This is a genomic window from Janthinobacterium sp. SUN211 (assembly GCF_030587315.1).
Lineage (GTDB): Bacteria > Pseudomonadota > Gammaproteobacteria > Burkholderiales > Burkholderiaceae_D > Janthinobacterium > Janthinobacterium kumbetense.
In genome coordinates, this window is sequence record NZ_JAPWIC010000009.1 from 247786 (window position 1) to 266682 (window position 18897).

Below are 18897 nucleotides of genomic sequence, written 5' to 3' on the forward strand. Positions count from 1 at the left end.
TGTGGGATGAAAAAGATGGAGACGTCATTTCTGCTGGCTGTTGGCGCCAGCTTCCTCGTCGCTGGCTTCGTCAAGGGCGTAGTCGGCCTGGGGCTGCCGACGGTGGCCATGGGCACGCTCAGCCTCGTCATGCCGCCCGTGCAGGCGGCCGCCCTGCTGATCGTGCCGTCGATGGTGACGAACGTATGGCAGTTGGCCGCAGGCCCGGGCCTGCGCGCCCTGCTGCGGCGCCTGTGGCCCCTGCTGGCCAGCGTCATGGCGGGCACCCTGGCGGGCGGCGCCCTGCTGCCGGCCGACAGCGGGGCCTGGGCCATCGTCGCGCTGGGCGTGGCGCTGATGCTGTATGCGCTGGCGGGCCTGTTCTCGCTGCAGCTGCGCGTGCCGACGCGGCACGAAGCGTGGCTGGGGCCCGTGGCAGGCGCGGTAACGGGACTGGTGACGGCCGCCACGGGTGTCTTCGTCATCCCCGCCGTGCCGTATCTGCAGGGACTGGGGCTGGCGCGCGATGCGCTGGTGCAGGCGCTGGGCCTGGCGTTTACGGCGTCGACCGTGGCGCTGGCGGCCAGCCTAGCCCTTCACGGCGACTTCAGTCTCGGTGCGGCCGGCGCGTCGGCGTATGCGCTGCTGCCGGCGCTGGCCGGCATGCTGGCCGGTCAATGGCTGCGCGGGCGCATCGCGCAGCCAGTATTCAAGCGATGCTTTTTTATCGGCCTGTTCGCCCTGGGTTTGCATGCGGCGCTCAAACCATGGCTGGCGTGATGATGCAGATAGACTGGCAAGGGGACAGCGCGCTGTGCGCGTGGATCGACGGCCAGCAGGTGGCCATGCTCGACATCAGCAAGTGCGCGAACGAAGTGACGGTGAACATGCTGTTCGTGAAACCGCCGTTCCGCCGGCGCGGCATCGGCGGCGCACTGCTGCGGCGGTTATTGCAATGCCATCCGCAGGCCAGCGCCGCCTGCAGCGACCCGCGGCTGCGGGCGCTGCTGGAAAAGTAGTGCGATTTAAAGTGCTCAGGGCAAGGCGCAGCGCGGCAGACAGCACGCTAGTGCGACAACGCGCTGCAACGCCGCCATAGGCGCTTTAAATCCCGTAGCGGGTGCGGTAGGCGGATACGGCTTCCTTGTGCTTCAGCAGTTCCGGATCGGCGCCCGCGCCATTCAGGTAGCCGAACAAGTCGTCCAGGTTGCCGATCGAGATGACTGGAATGCCGTACTGTTTCGACACTTCCTGCACCGCCGAACTTGGCGACAGCTGGCCATCGGGGCCCGAACGCTCCATGCGGTCCAGGGCGATCAGCACGGCGCATGGCTCGGCGCCGGCGGCGCGGATCATGTCCACCGATTCGCGCACCGAGGTGCCGGCCGAGATCACATCGTCAATGATGACGACTTTGCCATGCAATTTGGCGCCGACGATGGTGCCGCCTTCGCCATGGTCCTTGGCTTCCTTGCGGTTGAAGGCGAACGAAGTGTTGCGGCCCTTGCCAGCCAGCGCCACGGCGGTGGCCGAGGCCAGGGTGATGCCCTTGTAGGCGGGACCGAACAGCATGTCGAATTCCACGCCCGAATCGAGCAGGGTCTGCGCGTAGAACTGCGCCAGCTCGGCCAAGGTGGCGCCGTCATGGAACAGGCCCGCATTGAAGAAGTACGGCGACTGGCGTCCGGCCTTGGTGGTGAACTCGCCAAACCGCAAGACTCCCTTGGATACTGAAAACGCGATAAACTGCTGGCGTAAATTATTCACATTAGCCTCATTTTTTAAAAGTGCCTGTATTTTAATCCGCGCGCACCGGCGAGACAATCGCCATGCCGCGCCCGCCGGCCCCGTCCAGCGCCCTTTCACTCTAGACCTATGCCAAAAATTATCTCCGCCAACCTGAACGGCATCCGTTCCGCCGCCAAAAAAGGCTTTTTCAACTGGATGGGCACGCAAACGGCCGATTTCATCTGCGTGCAGGAATTGAAGGCGCAACTGCCCGACATGACGCCGGAATTCCTCAACCCGCACGGCTATCATGGCCATTTCCACTATGCCGAGAAAAAAGGCTATTCGGGCACGGGCGTGTACAGCAAGGTCGAACCAGACGCCGTGCATATCGGCTTCGGCAGCCCTGAATTCGACGCCGAAGGCCGCTACGTGCGCTGTGATTTTGGCAACCTTTCCGTCATTTCCGTGTACTGCCCGTCCGGTTCGTCCGGCCCGGAGCGCCAGGAAGCCAAGTTCCGCTTCATGGAACTGTTCCTGCCGCACCTGCTGGAATTGAAGGCGCTGGGACGCGAAGTCGTCATCTGCGGCGACTGGAACATCGCCCACCACGAAATCGACCTGAAGAACTGGAAGGGCAACAAGAAAAATTCCGGCTTCCTGCCGGAAGAGCGCGCCTGGCTGACGCGCGTCTTCGACGAAGTGGGCTTTGTCGACGTACACCGCGGCCTGGACAAGCGCGAAGACCAGTACACGTGGTGGAGCAACCGCGGACAAGCCTACGCGAAGAACGTGGGCTGGCGCATCGACTACCACGTCGCCACGCCCGGCATCGCGGCCCAGGCGCATACGGTCAGCGTCTACAAGGACGAGCGCTTCTCCGACCACGCGCCGCTGATCATCGACTACACGCTCAAGGCGTAAGCGCCGCTACAGGCTGCGCCGGCTTTCAAAATGGCGCGGCGCGCCGCTCAACGGGTCCGTGAAATCGATCGCACGCGCCAGCAACTGCAAGGGCTGCGACATATCGTCTTCCTTGCACGGCAGGGCCACCGGATAAAACGCGTCATTGACGATGGGGATGCCCAGCGAGGCAAGGTGCACGCGCAGCTGATGCTTGCGCCCCGTGTGCGGCTGCAGCCGGTACAGGCTCACATCGCCGCGCTCCTCGATCACGTCGATGACGGTTTCCGAGTTCGGCTCGCCCGCCTCCTCGCGCATGAGGAAAAACTGCTCGCCCTCGACCATGCGGCTGCGGTAGGTAAATGGAAAATCGCGGCCATCCAGACGTGGCGCCAGCGCCTCGTACGTCTTGCGCACTTCGCGGCGCTGGAACAGCGATTGATAGGCGCCGCGACTGGCCACCTGGCGCGAAAAAATCACCACGCCAGCCGTCTCGCGGTCGAGACGGTGGATCGGCGTCAGGTCGGCGCAGTCCAGGGTTTTCTTCAGGCGCGTCAGCAGGGTCTCCTGCACGAAGCGTCCGGCCGGCGTCATGGGCAGGAAGTGCGGCTTGTCGACCACCACCAGGTGTTCATCCTGGAACAGGATCTCTTCCTGGAAGGGGATAGGCGTTTCCCGCTCCAGCTCGCGGTAGTAAAAAATGCGCATGCCGCGCTTGTAGGCGCTGCCAGGGCCCAGCACCGCACCGTCGCCGTTGACCACTTCGCCGCGCGCCATGCGGTCCCGCCATTGCGCGGCGCTGATCTGCGGATAGCGCTCGAGCAGAAACGCCAGCATGTCGGGCCACTGCCCTTCCGGCAGCCACAGGTAGCTGGGCGCCACGCCGTCGCGCATGGGCAACGGCGCCGCTGCCGGCTTGTTGCCGGGACTGCGTACAGACATCCTAGCGCTGCGCGATGGCGTTGCTGCGGTACGGCGGCAAGGCGTCCACGCTGACGCCCTTGCTGCGCGCGTACAGGGGCAGCACTTGCGCCATGTGGCTGTTCATCTGCGAGATGCGGTCCTTGCCCGACGGGTGAGTCGAGAGGAATTCCGGCGGCGCGCCCGCGCTCACGGCAGCCATCTTCTGCCACAGCACCACACCGGCGCGCGGATCGAAACCGGCGCGCGCGGCCAGGTCCATGCCGATCAGGTCCGCTTCGCGCTCATCGTCGCGCGAAAACTTCAGCATCACGCCCTTGGCCGCCATGTTCGTGGCGGTGCTGGTCAGATTCGGGTCGACGCCGAGCCAGGCTGACAGGCCGGCGCCCACCAGCTTCGAGCCGACGGCGGCCAGGTTGCCCTTGCCAGCCTGCGCTTGCGAGTGTTCGCGCAAGGCGTGCGAAATTTCATGGCCCATGACGACGGCCACTTCATCGTCGGTCAGGTTCAGTTTGGTGATGATCCCGCTGTAAAAAGCGATTTGCCCGCCCGGCATGCAAAAGGCGTTGACCTCGTCCGAGTTGAGCAGGTTGATCTGCCAGTTCCAGTTGGCCGCCGCATCGTTCCAGCGCGTGGCGAACGGAATGATGCGCTGGGCGATGGCGCGCAGGCGTTTCACTTGCGGATCGCTGTCCGGCACCAGCGCATTTTTTTCCTTCGCTTCGTTGACCAGCTGCGTATATTGCTGCTTCGATTCCGCATTGAAATCGGTGCCGCCGGCAAAGATGCGCGACGTCGACAAGGGACGCACCTTGATGCCATCCTGTACCGTCGCCTGCTGGGCGTAGACGGACAGGGGCGCCAGCGCCGTGACCGCGCACAGGCTGGCCAGGACGGTGTAACGTTTAAGGGATATTGGTGCCATTGGCAGACCTCCATGGAGCGATTTTAGGCAGCATCATCATGGCCGGGAAGGCCAGGAAGAAGCACACGATGAAAAACGAGAACCAGCCCAGCTCGGCGACCAGGAAGCCCACCGAGGCATTGATCAGGGTGCGCGGCACGGCGCTCAGGCTGGAAAACAGCGCATATTGCGTGGCCGTGTAGCGCGGGTCCGTGGTGCGCGACAGGAACGCGACAAAGGCGGCCGCGCCCAGGCCCAGGCTGGCGAAAGCTTCAAAACCGATCACGGCGCTCAATAGCATGGTGTTCGGCCCCACCTGCGCCAGCCAGGCGAATCCCAGAATCGCGATCGCCTGCAGCGCGCCAAACACCCACAGGCCCCGGTTGATGCCCAGCTTGAGCATCCACACGCCGCCCACCACGCCGCCGGCCAGGCTGGCCCAGAATCCCGTGGTATTGGCGGCCAGGCCGATCTGCGTCATGGAAAAACCCAGGTCCAGGTAAAACTTCGTCGCCAGCGCCGTGGCCATGCTGTCGCCGATTTTATAGAGTAATACGAAAGCGAGAATCCACATTGCGTTACGCCAACCATCGCGCGCGATGAATTCCTGGAATGGCAAGATGATCGCTTCGCGCATGGTCTTCGGCGGCGAGCCATACACGGTCGGCTCCCTGATCAGCAGGGTGCACACGAGGCCAGGCATCATGAAGGCGGCCGTGATCCAGAACACGGGCTGCCACGGCATGCGGTCGGCCAGGATCAGCGACAGCGCGCCCGGCACCATGCCCGCCACCTTGTACGCGTTGACGATGACGGCGGCGCCCAGGCCCTGCTCGTTATCGCTGAGGATTTCGCGCCGGTAGGCGTCGATGACGATATCCTGGCTGGCAGACAGAAAGGCCACGCCGCCGGCAGCGGCCGCGATCAGGCCGATCTGCGTGAGCGGATCGAGCATGCCCATGCCGCCGATGGAAAAGAACAGCGCCACCTGCGTCAGGGCCATCCAGCCGCGCCGGCGTCCCAGGCCCAGGATGCGGTAGCGGTCCATCAGGGGCGCCCACAGGAATTTCCAGATATACGGGAACTGCACCAGGGCGAACAGCCCCAGCGCCTTGACGTTCAATCCCGACTTGGCCAGCCATGCCTGCAGCAGATACAGCAGGATGAACAGGGGCAGGCCGGAACTGAAGCCCAGCACCAGCACGGCCAGCATGCGGCCATTGGCATAGGAACGCCAGCCTGGCGCCGGGCTTGTGCTCATCAATGCACCGCTTTTTTACGCAGGCGGAAGACGGCCAGGTCGCCGCGCAGGTTCGGCAGCACGGAAACCATCTTACCTTCGGCCAGGGCCACGCATTCGATCACTTCCAGGCCGCATTCCTCGGCCAGTTCGCGGAAGTCGTTGATGGTTGCGCAGCGCACGTTGGGCGTGTCGTACCACTGGTAGGGCAGCGATTTCGACACGGGCATGCGCCCTTTCAGCAATGCCACGCGGTGCGGCCAGTAGGCGAAGTTGGGGAACGAGACGATGGCTTCGGCGCCCACGCGCACGATATCGCGCAGCAGCGGCTCGACCTGTTTCATCATCTGCAGGGACGACAGGCACAGCACCGTATCGAAGCTGTTGTCGCCAAAGACGGCCAGGCCTTTTTCCATGTCCTGCTGGATCACATTGACGCCGCGCAAAGTACTGGCCAATACCTTGTCGTCGGCGATCTCGATGCCGTAACCGCTGCACTCCTTGTCGCTTTGCAGGTACTGCAGCATCACGCCGTCGCCGCAGCCCACGTCCAGCACATGCGCGTTGTCCGGCACCCAGTGGGCGATGAAGGCCAGGTCGGGGCGCAGCGCGCTCAATTCGTCAAAAGTCATGCGGTCTCCTTCGCGCCCTGGCGGACGGCGGTGTGCTGTGCAGGAGCGGGCAAGCCCGCCCCGATGTCGTTCCATACCTGGCCATAGTAGGCGCGCACCATGTTCATGTAGCGCGCATCTTCCAGCAGGAAGGCGTCGTGGCCGTGCGGCGCGTCGATTTCCGCATACGTGACCTGGCGGCGGTTGCAGACGAGCGCTTCGACAATTTCCCGGCTGCGCTCGGGCGAGAAGCGCCAGTCGGTGGAAAACGAGGCGAGGAAGAACTTGGCCTTGGTGCCCGACAGGGCCTTGGCCAGGTCGCCGCCGTGTGTGCGCGCCGGGTCGAAATAATCGAGCGCCTTGGTGATCAACAGATACGTGTTGGCGTCGAAGTATTCGGAGAATTTGTCGCCCTGGTAGCGCAAATACGATTCGATCTCGAAATCGATGCCGAAGCCGAACTTGTAATCGCCCGTCTGCGCCGCATCGCGCAGCTTGCGGCCGAATTTTTCGGCCATGTCGTCATTCGACAGATAGGTGATATGGCCCACCATGCGCGCCACGCGCAAGCCGTTCTTCGGCACCACGCCGTGGGCATAGAAGTCGCCGCCATGGTAATCGGGGTCGGACAGGATGGCCTGGCGCGCCACGTCATTGAAAGCGATATTTTGCGCCGACAGCTTGGCCGTCGAAGCGATCACCACGCAGTGGCGCAGCCGCTCGGGGAACATGATGCTCCACGCCAGCGCCTGCATGCCGCCCAGCGAGCCGCCCATCACGGCGGCGAACTGCGTGATGCCCAGTTCATCGGCCAGGCGCGCCTGCGCGCTGACCCAGTCTTCCACCGTGACGACGGGGAAGGAGGCGCCATACGGCTTGCCGGTGGCGGGATTGGTGTGCATGGGGCCCGTCGAACCGAAGCAGGAACCCAGGTTGTTGACGCCGATGACGAAGAATTTGTTGGTGTCGAGCGGCTTGCCCGGTCCCACCATATTGTCCCACCAGCCCGTGCTTTTCGGCTCGTCCGCATACACGCCGGCCACGTGGTGCGAGGCGTTCAAGGCGTGGCAGACCAGCACCGCGTTCGATTTGTCGGCGTTCAGGGTGCCGTAGGTTTCATACATCAACATATAGTCTTGCAGCGATGCTCCGCTTTGCAGCTGCAAGGGTTGCGCAAAATACATGGTTTGCGGCGAAACAATTCCAATGGATGACATGTGTGTCGGTTTATAAAAGGGGGGCGGCCCCACGGGCCATGGTCGATGCAGCACCGCGATGATAGGTGCTGCAACTTTAGCATCAGGACACCTCTTGCCGCGCGCGAGGTGTCCTGATGCTGATAAGGTGACAGTTTACATGAGCTGCAGTTGCTGGACAGCTTCCGCGATCACATTTGGTTCCATGGAACGCATAATTTTGCGCATTTGTGGCGCAATCAGGCCAAGATCGCTGTTGAGTATCTCTTGCTTGACCGCCAACAGCTGCGCCGGATGCATGGAAAACTCGCGCAAGCCCATGCCCAGCAGCAAGCGCGTGAGCTTCACGTCGCCCGCCATCTCGCCACAGACGGCCACGTCGATGCCCGCCTTGTGGCCGGCGGCGATCGTCATGGAGATCAGTTGCAGCACGGCCGGGTGCAGCGGATTGTACAAATGCGCCACTTCATAGTCGACGCGGTCGATGGCCAGCGTGTACTGGATCAAATCATTCGTGCCGATCGACAGGAAGTCCATGCGCTTGACGAACATGGGCAGGGCCAGCGCGGCGGCGGGAATCTCGATCATGGCGCCCACTTCGACCTCGTCGTCGAACTTGACGCCGTCCTCGCGCAGGCTGGCCTTCGCTTGCGCGATCATGGCCAGCGACTGGTCGATCTCGAACGCATGCGCCAGCATGGGAATCAGGATGCGCACCTTGCCGAAGGCGGAAGCGCGCAAAATGGCGCGCAGCTGCGTCAGGAACAGCTGCGGCTCGGCCAGGCAGTAACGGATGGCGCGCAAGCCCAGGGCGGGATTCAAGGCCGTATGGTCGGACTGGTCGAGCGGCTTGTCGGCGCCGATGTCGAGCGTGCGGATGGTCACCACGCGCCCCTTCATCGATTGCACCGTGTTGCGGTAAGCCTCGAACTGCTCGTCCTCGGTGGGAATCTTGTGCGCGCGGCCCATGAACAGGAATTCGGAGCGGAACAGGCCCACGCCGCTGGCGCCCGATTCCAGCGCGAACGGGCAATCCTCGGGCAGTTCGATATTCGCCAGCAGGGTAATCGGGGTGCCGCACCTGGTGACGGCCGGCGTCTTTTTCAGCTTGCCCAGCTTCTTGCGCGCGCGCTGCATGGCCACCTGGCGCTCGCGGTACTGCTCCAGCACCAGGGGACTGGGGTTGGCGATCACCACGCCCGCGTCGCCGTCGATGATCAGCCAGTCGTCCTGCTCGATCAGCATCGACGCCTGCGACATGCCGACGGCGGCCGGGATATCCAGGCTGCGCGCGACGATGGCCGTGTGCGAGTTCTGGCCGCCCACGTCGGTGATGAAGCCGATGAAGGAGCGGTCGCGGAACTGCAGCATGTCGGCCGGCGAGATATCGTGGGCAACGACGATCATCTGCGCCAGCAATTCATCGTCGGCGGCCGCTTTCGGCAGTAGCTGTTCCGTACCCAGCAAGACCTTCAGCACGCGTTCGGCCACTTGCTGGATGTCGGCCTTGCGTTCGCGCAAATACGGGTCTTCGATTTCGTCGAACTGCGCCGATAATTCATCAATCTGCGTCAACAGCGCCCATTCGGCGTTGTAGTGGCGCGAACGGATGATGTCGAGCGGCGCTTCGGCGATCATCGGGTCCGACAGGATCAGCGCATGCACGTCGATGAACGCGCCCAGTTCCGTGGGGGCGTCCTTCGGCAGCTCGTTCCACAGGGTTTGCAGCTCCTTGTGGACGGCGGCGATGGCGTTTTGCAAACGCTGGACTTCCGCTTCGATCTGTTCCTGGGCGACCAGGTAGTGTTTGACGTCAAGGGCGGCCGGCGCCAGCAGATGCGCGCGGCCAATGGCGATGCCGCGGGAGACCGGGATGCCGTGGAGCGTGAAAGATGCCATGGGGTGACCTGTCGGAATGCGGCTGCGGCTGCGTTCGGCGGGCATTACTCGCCTTCGCCAAACCTGTCATTAATCAGGGCGGTGAGCGCATCGACACATGCCTGCTCATCATCGCCCTCGGCTTCCAGGGTCACTTTCGCGCCCTTGCCGGCGGCCAGCATCATCACGCCCATGATGGACTTGGCGTTGATGCGGCGCGCGTTGCGGGTCAGCCAGACGTCGCTCTTGAACTTGGCGGCGAGCTGGGTAAATTTGGCGGAGGCGCGTGCGTGCAATCCCAGCTTGTTGATGATTTCGAGTTCTCTTTGAATCATTTTTGTATGGTCTCTATCCCTGAATGCACTACGCTGATGACAATCTTGGCCTATAAAAACCGCCGCCTTCAGGGCGGCGGCCATGCACTTCCTTATTCTCCCACGCGGATGCGGTTATCGACGCGCACGGCGCCGCTTTGCGCACCGGCCAGCGCCATCTCCACCACCACGTCGAGCGTGTCGCGGCGATACGTGATGGCGCGCAGCAGCATCGGCAGGCTGATGCCGGCGATGACTTCCACCCGCCCCGCATCGGCCAGCTTGTTGCAGCAGTTCGACGGCGTGCCACCCTTCACGTCGGTAATCACCAGCACGCCGGAGCCATCGTCGAGGCGGCAGATGGCGTCCGACGCCAGCTTTTGCACTTCCGCCAGGTCCTGGTCGGCGACGACGTCGATGGCTTCAAACCGTTCCGTTGGCCCGCGAAACACATGCGCGCAGGCGGCGATGAAAGCCTGTCCCAGCGGTGCATGTGTCATGAGCAAAATCCCTACCATAGTCATTTCACCTTCTAGCGCTGCTGCGCTTGCGCAACGCCATGCTCGACGGCGTCGACAAACATGGCCGCCACGTCAAAGCCCGTCTGCTGCATGATTTCCTGGAAGCAAGTCGGGCTGGTGACATTGACTTCCGTCAGATAGTCGCCGATTACGTCCAATCCTACCAGCATCAGACCACGCGCGGCCAGGATCGGGCCCAGCTTTTCCGCGATTTCCAGGTCGCGCGCCGTCAATGGCTGCGCCACGCCCGTGCCGCCGGCGGCCAGGTTGCCGCGCACTTCCCCCGCCTGCGGGATGCGCGCCAGCGAAAACGGCACCGGCTTGCCGCCGATGACGAGGATGCGCTTGTCGCCCTTGACGATGTCGGGAATAAACCGCTGCGCCATGATGGTCTGTGCGCCGTTCTCGCTCAGGGTCTCGATGATGGCGCCCAGGTTCAGGCCGTCGGCCTTGACGCGGAAGATACCCGTGCCGCCCATGCCGTCAAGCGGCTTGAAGATGACGTCCTGGTGCTTGCCGTGGAAAGCGCGCAGGCGCGCTTCGTTCGACGTCACCAGGGTCGGCGAAGTGAATTCGGAAAACTGGGCAATGGCCAGCTTTTCATTGTTGTCACGGATGGCGGACGGCTTGTTGAAGACGTGCGCGCCCTGCTTTTCCGCCAGTTCCAGCAGATACGTGCCGTACACGTACTCCATGTCGAACGGCGGGTCCTTGCGCTCGATGATGGCGTCCAGGGTCGACAGGCGCACTTCTTCGGTGGAGACGACCTTGTACCAGTCGTGTTCGTCACCCGTCAGCTCGATATGCTGTACCCGTGCCGTGACGATGCCCTCTTCCAGCGCCATGTCCTTCTGTTCAAACGCGTACACGGCGTGGCCGCGTTTGGCCGCCTCGCGCATCATGGCGAAAGTGGAATCTTTGTAAGTCTTGAAGCCTGCCAGCGGGTCGGCAAGGAATGCAATTTTCATGGTGCGTCCAATCGGGGAGCCTGGATAAGGAATGCTTGATTCTAGCCGAGATCGCCAGGCGCGGTAGTCACCGCGCCCAGCAAGCCACAGGGATGGATCAATACACCTCGGGATTCGGGTCCGTGCGCTCCATTTCCAGCGACGCGGCCAGCAAGGCCAGGCGCGCCACCACGCCATACACATAGAAGCGGTTCGGCGCGGCCGTGCCCGGCTTGGCCTTCAAGTCCGGCACGGCATGCTGCTGGGCAAATGCCAGCGGCACGTACTGCGAGCCGGGCGCGTTCAGGTTCTGGTCCACGCCCTTTTCCGCGTGCACGCGATAGAAGCCGCCCACCACGTAGCGGTCGATCATGTAGACGACCGGCTCGGCCACCGCATCCTTGATGCTTTCAAACGTGGGCACGCCTTCCTGGATGATGACGTCGGTGACAACCTTGCCGTCCTTGACGATGGACATCTTGTCGCGCTGCTTGCGCGACAGGTCGCGCACTTCGCTGGCGTCGCGCACCGTCATGATGCCCGTGCCATACGTGCCCGCATCGGGCTTGACGATGACAAACGGCTTTTCCTTGATGCCGTATTCCTTGTATTTCTTGCGGATCTTGGCAAGCAGCACGTCGACGCTGGCGGCCAGCGCATCTTCGCCCTCGCCTTCCTGGAAATTCACGTCGCTGCACTTTGCGTGGAAGGGATTGAGCATCCACGGGTCGACATCGATCATCTTGCCGAATTTCTTCACCACTTCATCGTAAGCCGTGTAGTGGTTGCTCTTGCGACGCAAGGCCCAGCCCGCATGCAGGGGCGGCAGCAGGCTTTGCTCATGAATATTTTGCAAGATATCGGGAATGCCGTCCGACAAGTCGTTATTCAGCAGAATCGTGCACGGGTCGAAATCCTTCAAGCCCAGGCGGCGGCCATTGTTCAGGCGCACGAGGGGCTCGATGACGAGCATATTGCCATCTGGCAACGCCAACGGTGTCGGCTGGGTGATGTCGGGCGACCAGGAACCGAAGCGCACATGCAGCCCCGTCTGGCGGAAGATCTGCATCAGGCGCGCCACGTTCTGCAAGTACTGCGGTGTGGTGTTGTGCAATTCCGGCACGATCAGCAGGTTGCGGGCATCCGGGCAATACTTGTCGATGGCGGCCATGGCCGCCTGCACGGACAAGGGCAGCATTTCCGTCGCCAGATTGTGGAAACCGCCAGGGAACAGATTGGTATCGACGGGCGCCAGCTTGTAGCCCGCGTTACGCAAGTCTACCGAGCAATAGAAGGGCGGCGTGTGCTCTTGCCACTCCATGCGAAACCAGCGCTCAATGGCCGGCGTCGCGGCCAGAATCTTTTTTTCGAGGTCGAGCAGCGGTCCGGTCAGGGCCGTGACGAGATGGGGAACCATAGTTACATCCTTAAATTATGTGCAGTATTCAAAAAAGCACACAGAACTGCCGACTATATTACCGTGTAAGTACCCCAAATCGGGGCAAAAGCCTTGTTTTAAAGACCTTTTCCATTCCCATAACGAAAAAAAGGCACCTCAATGAGGCGCCTTTTCCAGCAGGACATGCCGCGCCGGGGCGCTGGCATGCCAGATAATTGCTATTTAGCCATGATACGCTTGCTCGCCGTGGCTGGTGATATCGAGGCCTTCGCGCTCTTCCTCTTCCGGTACGCGCAAGCCGATGACGATGTCGACCAGTTTATAGGCAACGAGGGAAACCAGGGCCGACCAGACGATGGTGGTGCCGACCGCTTGCGCCTGCACCCACACCTGGTGGCCGATCGAGTACGGATCCGCCGACATCTTGTTGGTGACATAGTCGAAGATGCCCTGGCCGCCCAGTTGTGGTGCAGCAAACACACCCGTCAGCAAGGCACCGAGGATACCGCCCACGCCATGCACACCGAATACGTCGAGCGAATCGTCGGCGCCGATCAGGCGTTTCAAGCCATTCACGCCCCACAGGCAGACGACACCGGCCAGCAAGCCGATGACCAGGCCGCCCATCGGGCCGACAAAGCCGGCCGCCGGGGTGATCGCCACCAGGCCGGCCACGGCGCCGGACGCGCCACCGAGCATGGAAGGCTTGCCCTTGGAAATCCATTCGCCAAACACCCACGACAGGGTGGCGGCGGCCGTTGCCAGCAAGGTATTGACGAAAGCCAAAGCCGCCACGTCGCCCGCTTCCAGCGAGGAGCCGGCATTGAAACCGAACCAGCCCACCCACAGCAGCGACGCGCCTATCATGGTCATCGTCAGCGAGTGCGGTGCCATCGATTCGCGGCCATAACCGACGCGCTTGCCGATCATGATGGCGCCCACCAGGCCGGCGACAGCGGCGTTGATGTGCACCACGGTGCCGCCGGCGAAGTCCAGCGCGCCTTTTTGCCAGATCCAGCCAGCCTTCAGGGCTTCGCTGGCCGAGGTGGCGGCGTTGGTGATCAGGTCAGGACCGGTCCAGAACCACACCATGTGGGCCGCTGGCAGGTAGGCAAACGTGAACCACAGCACGACGAAGGCCAGCACGGCGGCAAACTTGGCGCGCTCGGCAAAGGCGCCGACGATCAGCGCGCAGGTGATGGCGGCAAACGTGCCCTGGAAAGCGACGAAGACGAACTCGGGAATGACGACGCCCTTGCTGAAAGTGGCGGCGGCGGCAAACGTGCCCTTGGCCGGATCCCAGATGCCGTTCAGGAACAGGCGGTCGAAGCCACCGAAGAAGGCGGTTTTTTCCGTGAAGGCGATCGAGTAACCGTAGATGCACCACAGCACGATGACCAGCGCGAACACCATGAACACTTGCATCAGCACCGACAGCATGTTTTTCGAGCGCACGAGGCCGCCGTAGAACAGGGCCAGGCCGGGGATCGTCATCAAGATCACCAGCAAGGTGCTGATCATCATGAAACTGGTGTCGCCCTTGTTGGCAACGGGCGCGGCGGCTGGCGCGGCAGCGGCCGGGGCTGGAGCGGCGGCAGCCGGTGCGGCTGCGTCAGGCACGGGCGTCACGGCCGGGGCGGCAACGGCCGCGGTCGTGGCAGCCTCCGTCTTGGCGGGCGCATCGGCAAAGCTCGGCGTGGCGACGCCAAACGCACACAGACAGGCTATCCCGGCTAGCAATTTTGTTATATTTTTATGCATCAATATTCCCCTTAGAGCGCTTCGTTGCCGGTTTCACCGGTACGGATGCGGATGACCTGTTCCAGGTTGTAGACGAAAATCTTGCCATCACCGATTTTACCGGTACGCGCGGCGCCTTCGATCGCTTCGATGGCCTGGTCGACAATGGCGTCATCGACGGCCGCTTCAATCTTGGTTTTTGGCAAGAAATCAACGACATACTCGGCGCCACGGTAGAGTTCCGTGTGACCTTTCTGGCGGCCGAAACCCTTGACTTCCGTGACCGTAATGCCTTGCACATTGATAGCCGACAAAGCTTCGCGTACTTCGTCCAGTTTGAACGGCTTAATGATTGCAGTAATCATTTTCATGGCAGTCTCGCTTAAAAGGTTTTGGACACGGTCAGCACGAGACCGGATTTCGCCAGATTCTTGCCATTCGGTGCCATCGAATCGATATTGGCCTTGACGGCTGCCAGGGAAACGGTCGCCACGCCAAAGTCCTTGGTCACGCCGATCTTGTAATCGCTGTAGCTGAGGGAATCGTTGTGCTCAACCTTCTGACGGCCCGCATGCAGGTTCAACATATAGCCATCATGCACCTCGACGTTGGCACCCACGTCGAGGTAGCCGCTGTTCTTGCTGTCGGCAACGCCGAACAGATTGGTGGTCGAATGCGAGTACTTGATATACATCGGACCGTAGCCGAGCTGGCCGTACAGCTCGAAGGTGTTGGCATTGGTGCTCAGTCCATTCGATGGGTAGAAGTAGTACAGGCCGCCCACGTCATAGGTAAAATCCTTGCTGATCTCGCCCCGCTTGCCGCCGTAGATATCCCATTCCAGGTTGGTATCGCCGCCGCCGTCCTTGATCCATTTGATGCTCGACAGCCAGGTGCCCACATACAGGCCCGTCGGGTTATGGGTGTAGTCGGCACCGCCGCTGACAGCCGGGTTCAAGCGGCTTTGCGAGATGCCGCGGTAACGGTAGTCGCTGGTCAGCGCCACGTTGTAGCTCACCACGTTATCAGGTACGGCTTCGGCCGCAACAGGCGCCGCCACTGCATCCTGGGCCATGGCGCTACCGCACACGGCGGTCATGGCCAGCGTCAACGCTGCAGCTAAAGTCATGTTCTTGGACAGATTCTTCATGGCGATTCCCTTTTATTGAACTTTTAAAGCGGTTGAGGTTTAAAATCTTGGCTGGAGATCACAAAGCGTTCATACGTTCTTTAGCAGAATACGTGCCAGCTCTCTTGCCACCTTGACAGGTGCATTTCCGTCCATACATACCCTGCACACGGCCAGGAATGCGGCAACGGACTGCTGAAGCACAATGAAGCGCCCAGTTTCGCACCAGATTAACGCCGCTGTGCACCGCAATGGTGCGATGCACAGGCCGCACCATAAAAGGACTGACCATGGACATGAATACCTTCTTTAACGACTTGCAAGGCAAGATCCATCAAGCCATCGAAAACTCGCCGGCCAAGGATATCGAGAAAAATGTGAAATCGATGATGACCCAGGGCTTCGCCCGCCTCGATCTCGTCACGCGCGAGGAATTCGATATCCAGGCGCAAGTACTGGCCAAGACGCGCGCAAAACTGGATGCACTGGAATTGCGCCTGATCGAACTGGAAACGCGCCTGAACGATCCAAAAGCCTGAACCGCCACTGCACGCAGGGCGCCGTAATCGGCGACCTTGCTGGCATACATCAAGCCTCACACCTTTTCAAGCGCTAGACTGATCCTGCCCGCGTCCGCGCTACAGGGGAGTCTGATGAGCCTGGCCGTCCTGAAAAGCCGCGCCCTGGCCGGCATGGAGGCGCCCGAGGTAAGTGTCGAAGTCCACCTTGCCAATGGCTTGCCTTCGTTTACGATAGTCGGCCTGCCGGATACGGAAGTGAAGGAGTCGCGCGACCGCGTGCGTGCCGCGTTGCAAAACTGCGGCTTCGAGATGCCGGCGCGGCGCATCACGGCCAATCTGGCGCCGGCAGACTTGCCCAAGGAATCGGGCCGCTTCGACTTGCCCATCGCACTGGGCATCCTGGCTGCCTCCGGCCAGTTGCCGGGCGACCAATTACAGCACTATGAATTCGCGGGCGAACTGTCGCTGTCTGGCCAGTTGCGCCCCATCCGCGGCGCCCTGGCCATGACCTTTGCCATGCAGCGCAGCCAGTCAGGCACGCCGCGCGCCTTCATCCTGCCGCAGGCGAACGCGGACGAGGCGGCTCTCGTCAGCGATGCCTGCATCTATCCCGCCCACAGCCTGCTCGAGGTCTGCGCGCATTTTGCCAGGCACGCCAGCCAGACTGCCCTGCAACGCCACCAGCCCGTGCTGGCACCGCACGCTTTTCCCTATCCCGACTTTGCCGACGTGCAAGGGCAGCTGCAGGCACGACGCGCACTGGAAGTGGCGGCAGCGGGCGGTCACAACGTCCTGATGGTGGGACCACCGGGCGCAGGCAAGACCATGCTGGCCAGCCGCTTCCCTGGCGTGCTGCCGCCCATGAGCGATGAAGAGGCGCTGGAATCGGCGGCCGTGCATTCGCTGGGCAGCCACTTCAAGGTGGAACACTGGAAACGGCGGCCCTATCGCGCCCCGCACCAGACGGCATCCGGCGTGGCCCTGGTGGGTGGCGGCAACGTGCCGCGCCCGGGAGAAATCTCGCTGGCCCACTGCGGTGTGCTGTTTCTCGATGAAATTGCCGAATTCCACCGCCGGGTGCTCGACGTGCTGCGCCAGCCCATGGAATCGGGCGTGATCAGCATTTCACGCGCGGCACGCCAGGCCGAGTTTCCTGCCCGTTTTCAATTGATCGCCGCCATGAATCCCTGCCCGTGCGGCTATCTGGGCCACGCTTCCGGTCGTTGCCGCTGTACGCCAGACGCCGTATTGCGCTATCACAATCGTCTGTCGGGCCCCCTGCTCGACCGTATCGACCTGCAGATTGAAGTGGCCGCCATGCCGCCGACGGCGCTGGGGCGACGTGCAGGTGCCGGCGAAAGTACGCAAGCGATCGCCGCGCGGGTAGCGGCAGCCTATGCCTTGCAGTTGGCACGTCAGGGAAAAGCGAACCAGCAGCTGAGCAACACAGAAATCGAACAACATTGTCGCCTGGAACCACATGGCGAACAGTTGTTGCATGGCGCCATGACGCGCCTGCACTGGTCTGCGCGCACCTACCACCGGGTGCTGCGCGTGTCGCGCAGTATCGCGGACCTGGCGGGCAGCCCCGCCATCACGCAAGCGCATGTTGCCGAAGCGATCCAGTACCGGCGCGTACTGCGCGAGATATAAGGCAAGCGGTGAAGCCCACACGTGCGCGATTGCGCGTGATTGGCAGCGCTGCTACCATCTGCTGATGAAAAAAACATCACTTGCCCTCTTTCTGGCTACGCTCGCGGCCGCCAGCATCCTGTCCGCCTGCAGCCCGAAATTCGACTGGCGCGACTATCGCAGCCCCGACGCCCAGTTTACGGCCCTGTTTCCGGGCAAACCGGCTGTGCTGACGCGCGAGATCGATCTCGACGGCAAGAAAGTCAGCTTGACCATGACGGCGAGCGAGGTCGATGGCAATACCTTCGCCATCGGCAGCGCCGTGCTCGACAGCGCGGAACAGGCACAAACGGCCCTGCCCGCCATGCAGACAGCCCTGTTGAAAAATATCAATGGTGTCGTGCGCAGCGAGAAATCCGCATCGACGGCCAGCAGCACGGCGGCCGGCAGCCATCAACGCAGCGCGCTGAGCGTCGAAGCGACGGGAACGCAGCAGGGCAAGCCGGTCCTGCTGGTCGGCCGTTTTGTGGCGCAGGACAAACACATCTTCCAGATCATCATACTCGGTGAAGAAAGCAAGTTGTCGCGTGACACCATCGACACGTTCATGGACTCGGTGAAACTGGATTGAGACTTAACGATCGCTTAAAACGGATGTTTTCACGGTAAACACGCTCTTGTAAATACGTGCGTTGTCCAACAGATGGGCCTATCCGGCTTGCAAATGTGCAATCCGGGCAATCGGACGGCCTGTGCGACATTTCAAGTCGTGATATTGTTTCGACACTAACAACAAGTTTCAGAAAGCGCTTATGTTGATCTCATTCAAATCCAAATCCTCCCCAGAAGTGCTGATGTACCAGGAACATGCCCAGCGCATCCTCGACATCCTGCACAAGAACCCCACGCGCGGCGTCATCACGCCAGCGGAAGCGGGCGATGCCCTGGCCCTGCTGGAAAAAGAAGTCGCGGAAAGCAAACTGCATCCGGAAAATGACATCGAACACGATGCGCATACGCCGGAAACGCTGGAAGACGGTGAAACAGGCGCCCATGCGCGCGCGCAAAAAGTGCATTTTTCGCAGCGCGCCTACCCCTTGATGGAAATGCTGCGCTCGGCCAAGGCGGAAAATGAAAGTATCACCTGGGGCATCTGATCCGATGAATGCTGCAGACGAAAAAAAACCCCGCACCTAGCGGGGTTTTTTTATATAACAAGCCTGACGATAACCTACTTTCACACTGGTTGCAGCACTATCATCGGCGCAAAGTTGTTTCACGGTCCTGTTCGGGATGGGAAGGGGTGGGACCAACTTGCTATGGTCATCAGGCAT

At 61.9% G+C, this 18897-nt stretch carries 21 protein-coding genes and 1 rRNA gene; 7 read left to right on the forward strand and 15 right to left on the reverse strand.

The annotated features are described in order from the left end of the window. The first annotated feature begins 15 nt into the window (after nt 1–15). Both O3301_RS25335 and O3301_RS25340 read left to right on the forward strand, forming a co-directional pair. On the forward strand, nt 16–759 hold the full coding sequence (locus O3301_RS25335) for a sulfite exporter TauE/SafE family protein (protein WP_289919756.1): 744 nt from the start codon (nt 16–18) through the stop codon (nt 757–759). After that, nucleotides 759–998 (forward strand): GNAT family N-acetyltransferase, encoded by a 240-nt coding sequence (locus O3301_RS25340; RefSeq protein WP_305057813.1) that lies wholly within the window; start codon nt 759–761, stop codon nt 996–998. Before O3301_RS25335 ends, O3301_RS25340 begins: the two co-directional genes overlap by 1 nt. Nucleotides 999–1083: 85 nt before the next feature. Here O3301_RS25340 and pyrE read toward each other — a convergent pair whose 3' ends face one another. Continuing rightward, on the reverse strand, nt 1084–1746 hold the full coding sequence (gene pyrE / locus O3301_RS25345) for an orotate phosphoribosyltransferase (protein ID WP_035824465.1): 663 nt from the start codon (nt 1744–1746) through the stop codon (nt 1084–1086). A gap of 108 nt (nt 1747–1854) precedes the next feature. On the opposite strand from pyrE, the gene O3301_RS25350 reads away from it, so the two are divergent. Continuing rightward, entirely contained in the window at nt 1855–2631 is a 777-nt protein-coding gene (locus O3301_RS25350; RefSeq protein WP_077399376.1) for an exodeoxyribonuclease III, read from the forward strand. A 6-nt stretch (nt 2632–2637) separates the two neighbouring features. Here O3301_RS25350 and O3301_RS25355 read toward each other — a convergent pair whose 3' ends face one another. The 13 genes from O3301_RS25355 to O3301_RS25415 form a co-directional block, all read right to left on the reverse strand. Beyond that, the gene (locus tag O3301_RS25355; RefSeq protein ID WP_289913554.1) at nt 2638–3552 is read right to left on the reverse strand and encodes a pseudouridine synthase; all 915 of its coding nucleotides are present in this window, start codon (nt 3550–3552) and stop codon (nt 2638–2640) included. 1 nt (nt 3553) lies between these two features. Next, on the reverse strand, nt 3554–4456 hold the full coding sequence (locus tag O3301_RS25360; RefSeq protein ID WP_077399370.1) for a M48 family metallopeptidase: 903 nt from the start codon (nt 4454–4456) through the stop codon (nt 3554–3556). Then, nucleotides 4437–5696 carry an AmpG family muropeptide MFS transporter gene (locus O3301_RS25365; protein WP_289913553.1) on the reverse strand — a complete coding sequence of 420 codons (1260 nt, stop codon included), beginning with the start codon at nt 5694–5696 and terminating at the stop codon, nt 4437–4439. Before O3301_RS25365 ends, O3301_RS25360 begins: the two co-directional genes overlap by 20 nt. Then, nucleotides 5696–6307 (reverse strand): methionine biosynthesis protein MetW, encoded by a 612-nt coding sequence (gene metW / locus O3301_RS25370; RefSeq protein ID WP_099665555.1) that lies wholly within the window; start codon nt 6305–6307, stop codon nt 5696–5698. Before metW ends, O3301_RS25365 begins: the two co-directional genes overlap by 1 nt. Beyond that, entirely contained in the window at nt 6304–7503 is a 1200-nt protein-coding gene (locus O3301_RS25375; RefSeq protein ID WP_305057814.1) for a homoserine O-acetyltransferase, read from the reverse strand. The genes metW and O3301_RS25375 overlap by 4 nt, the downstream gene beginning before the upstream one ends. 135 nt (nt 7504–7638) lie before the next feature. Then, nucleotides 7639–9381: a phosphoenolpyruvate--protein phosphotransferase gene (gene ptsP, locus O3301_RS25380; protein ID WP_077408955.1), complete on the reverse strand. Its 1743-nt coding sequence runs from the start codon at nt 9379–9381 to the stop codon at nt 7639–7641. Between the two features lie 44 nt (nt 9382–9425). Further along, nucleotides 9426–9695, reverse strand: a complete 270-nt coding sequence (locus tag O3301_RS25385; RefSeq protein WP_034749416.1) for an HPr family phosphocarrier protein — start codon at nt 9693–9695, stop codon at nt 9426–9428. Between the two features lie 92 nt (nt 9696–9787). Then, nucleotides 9788–10192 (reverse strand): PTS sugar transporter subunit IIA, encoded by a 405-nt coding sequence (locus O3301_RS25390; protein ID WP_035824452.1) that lies wholly within the window; start codon nt 10190–10192, stop codon nt 9788–9790. A gap of 14 nt (nt 10193–10206) precedes the next feature. Further along, the gene (gshB, locus tag O3301_RS25395; RefSeq protein WP_305057815.1) at nt 10207–11163 is read right to left on the reverse strand and encodes a glutathione synthase; all 957 of its coding nucleotides are present in this window, start codon (nt 11161–11163) and stop codon (nt 10207–10209) included. A 97-nt stretch (nt 11164–11260) separates the two neighbouring features. Beyond that, the gene (gshA, locus tag O3301_RS25400) at nt 11261–12559 is read right to left on the reverse strand and encodes a glutamate--cysteine ligase (RefSeq protein ID WP_077399358.1); all 1299 of its coding nucleotides are present in this window, start codon (nt 12557–12559) and stop codon (nt 11261–11263) included. A gap of 204 nt (nt 12560–12763) precedes the next feature. Then, entirely contained in the window at nt 12764–14302 is a 1539-nt protein-coding gene (locus O3301_RS25405) for an ammonium transporter (protein WP_285817187.1), read from the reverse strand. Nucleotides 14303–14313: 11 nt separating this feature from the next. After that, nucleotides 14314–14652: a P-II family nitrogen regulator gene (locus O3301_RS25410; protein WP_010393464.1), complete on the reverse strand. Its 339-nt coding sequence runs from the start codon at nt 14650–14652 to the stop codon at nt 14314–14316. A gap of 11 nt (nt 14653–14663) precedes the next feature. Next, nucleotides 14664–15431 (reverse strand): TorF family putative porin, encoded by a 768-nt coding sequence (locus tag O3301_RS25415; protein WP_305057816.1) that lies wholly within the window; start codon nt 15429–15431, stop codon nt 14664–14666. A 269-nt stretch (nt 15432–15700) separates the two neighbouring features. Between O3301_RS25415 and O3301_RS25420 the strand changes: the two genes are divergently transcribed. The 4 genes from O3301_RS25420 (at nt 15701) to O3301_RS25435 (ending at nt 18720) form a co-directional block, all read left to right on the forward strand. After that, entirely contained in the window at nt 15701–15949 is a 249-nt protein-coding gene (locus O3301_RS25420; RefSeq protein ID WP_035824443.1) for an accessory factor UbiK family protein, read from the forward strand. A 114-nt stretch (nt 15950–16063) separates the two neighbouring features. Further along, a complete protein-coding gene (locus O3301_RS25425) occupies nt 16064–17584 on the forward strand; it encodes a YifB family Mg chelatase-like AAA ATPase (protein WP_305057817.1) in 1521 nt (506 codons plus the stop codon). Nucleotides 17585–17648: 64 nt separating this feature from the next. Continuing rightward, complete coding sequence (locus O3301_RS25430; protein WP_289913548.1) at nt 17649–18194, forward strand: hypothetical protein; 546 nt, start codon at nt 17649–17651, stop codon at nt 18192–18194. A 181-nt stretch (nt 18195–18375) separates the two neighbouring features. Continuing rightward, entirely contained in the window at nt 18376–18720 is a 345-nt protein-coding gene (locus O3301_RS25435) for a DUF1840 domain-containing protein (RefSeq protein WP_034749443.1), read from the forward strand. A gap of 61 nt (nt 18721–18781) precedes the next feature. On the opposite strand, the gene rrf is transcribed toward O3301_RS25435, so the two are convergent. After that, nucleotides 18782–18894 (reverse strand): 5S ribosomal RNA (gene rrf / locus O3301_RS25440). Between the last annotated feature and the right edge of the window lie 3 nt (nt 18895–18897).

What these genes read in the sequence shown, in the direction of transcription:
- O3301_RS25335 (WP_289919756.1), top strand. Translation starts at nt 16, where the DNA reads ATGGAGACGTCATTTCTGCTGGCTGTTGGCGCCAGCTTCCTCGTCGCT.
- O3301_RS25340 (WP_305057813.1), top strand. Translation starts at nt 759, where the DNA reads ATGATGCAGATAGACTGGCAAGGGGACAGCGCGCTGTGCGCGTGGATC.
- O3301_RS25350 (WP_077399376.1), top strand. Translation starts at nt 1,855, where the DNA reads ATGCCAAAAATTATCTCCGCCAACCTGAACGGCATCCGTTCCGCCGCC.
- O3301_RS25355 (WP_289913554.1), bottom strand. Translation starts at nt 3,552, where the DNA reads ATGTCTGTACGCAGTCCCGGCAACAAGCCGGCAGCGGCGCCGTTGCCC.
- O3301_RS25360 (WP_077399370.1), bottom strand. Translation starts at nt 4,456, where the DNA reads ATGGCACCAATATCCCTTAAACGTTACACCGTCCTGGCCAGCCTGTGC.
- O3301_RS25365 (WP_289913553.1), bottom strand. Translation starts at nt 5,696, where the DNA reads ATGAGCACAAGCCCGGCGCCAGGCTGGCGTTCCTATGCCAATGGCCGC.
- metW (WP_099665555.1), bottom strand. Translation starts at nt 6,307, where the DNA reads ATGACTTTTGACGAATTGAGCGCGCTGCGCCCCGACCTGGCCTTCATC.
- O3301_RS25375 (WP_305057814.1), bottom strand. Translation starts at nt 7,503, where the DNA reads ATGTCATCCATTGGAATTGTTTCGCCGCAAACCATGTATTTTGCGCAA.
- ptsP (WP_077408955.1), bottom strand. Translation starts at nt 9,381, where the DNA reads ATGGCATCTTTCACGCTCCACGGCATCCCGGTCTCCCGCGGCATCGCC.
- O3301_RS25385 (WP_034749416.1), bottom strand. Translation starts at nt 9,695, where the DNA reads ATGATTCAAAGAGAACTCGAAATCATCAACAAGCTGGGATTGCACGCA.
- O3301_RS25390 (WP_035824452.1), bottom strand. Translation starts at nt 10,192, where the DNA reads ATGGTAGGGATTTTGCTCATGACACATGCACCGCTGGGACAGGCTTTC.
- gshB (WP_305057815.1), bottom strand. Translation starts at nt 11,163, where the DNA reads ATGAAAATTGCATTCCTTGCCGACCCGCTGGCAGGCTTCAAGACTTAC.
- gshA (WP_077399358.1), bottom strand. Translation starts at nt 12,559, where the DNA reads ATGGTTCCCCATCTCGTCACGGCCCTGACCGGACCGCTGCTCGACCTC.
- O3301_RS25405 (WP_285817187.1), bottom strand. Translation starts at nt 14,302, where the DNA reads ATGCATAAAAATATAACAAAATTGCTAGCCGGGATAGCCTGTCTGTGT.
- O3301_RS25410 (WP_010393464.1), bottom strand. Translation starts at nt 14,652, where the DNA reads ATGAAAATGATTACTGCAATCATTAAGCCGTTCAAACTGGACGAAGTA.
- O3301_RS25415 (WP_305057816.1), bottom strand. Translation starts at nt 15,431, where the DNA reads ATGAAGAATCTGTCCAAGAACATGACTTTAGCTGCAGCGTTGACGCTG.
- O3301_RS25420 (WP_035824443.1), top strand. Translation starts at nt 15,701, where the DNA reads ATGGACATGAATACCTTCTTTAACGACTTGCAAGGCAAGATCCATCAA.
- O3301_RS25425 (WP_305057817.1), top strand. Translation starts at nt 16,064, where the DNA reads ATGAGCCTGGCCGTCCTGAAAAGCCGCGCCCTGGCCGGCATGGAGGCG.
- O3301_RS25430 (WP_289913548.1), top strand. Translation starts at nt 17,649, where the DNA reads ATGAAAAAAACATCACTTGCCCTCTTTCTGGCTACGCTCGCGGCCGCC.
- O3301_RS25435 (WP_034749443.1), top strand. Translation starts at nt 18,376, where the DNA reads ATGTTGATCTCATTCAAATCCAAATCCTCCCCAGAAGTGCTGATGTAC.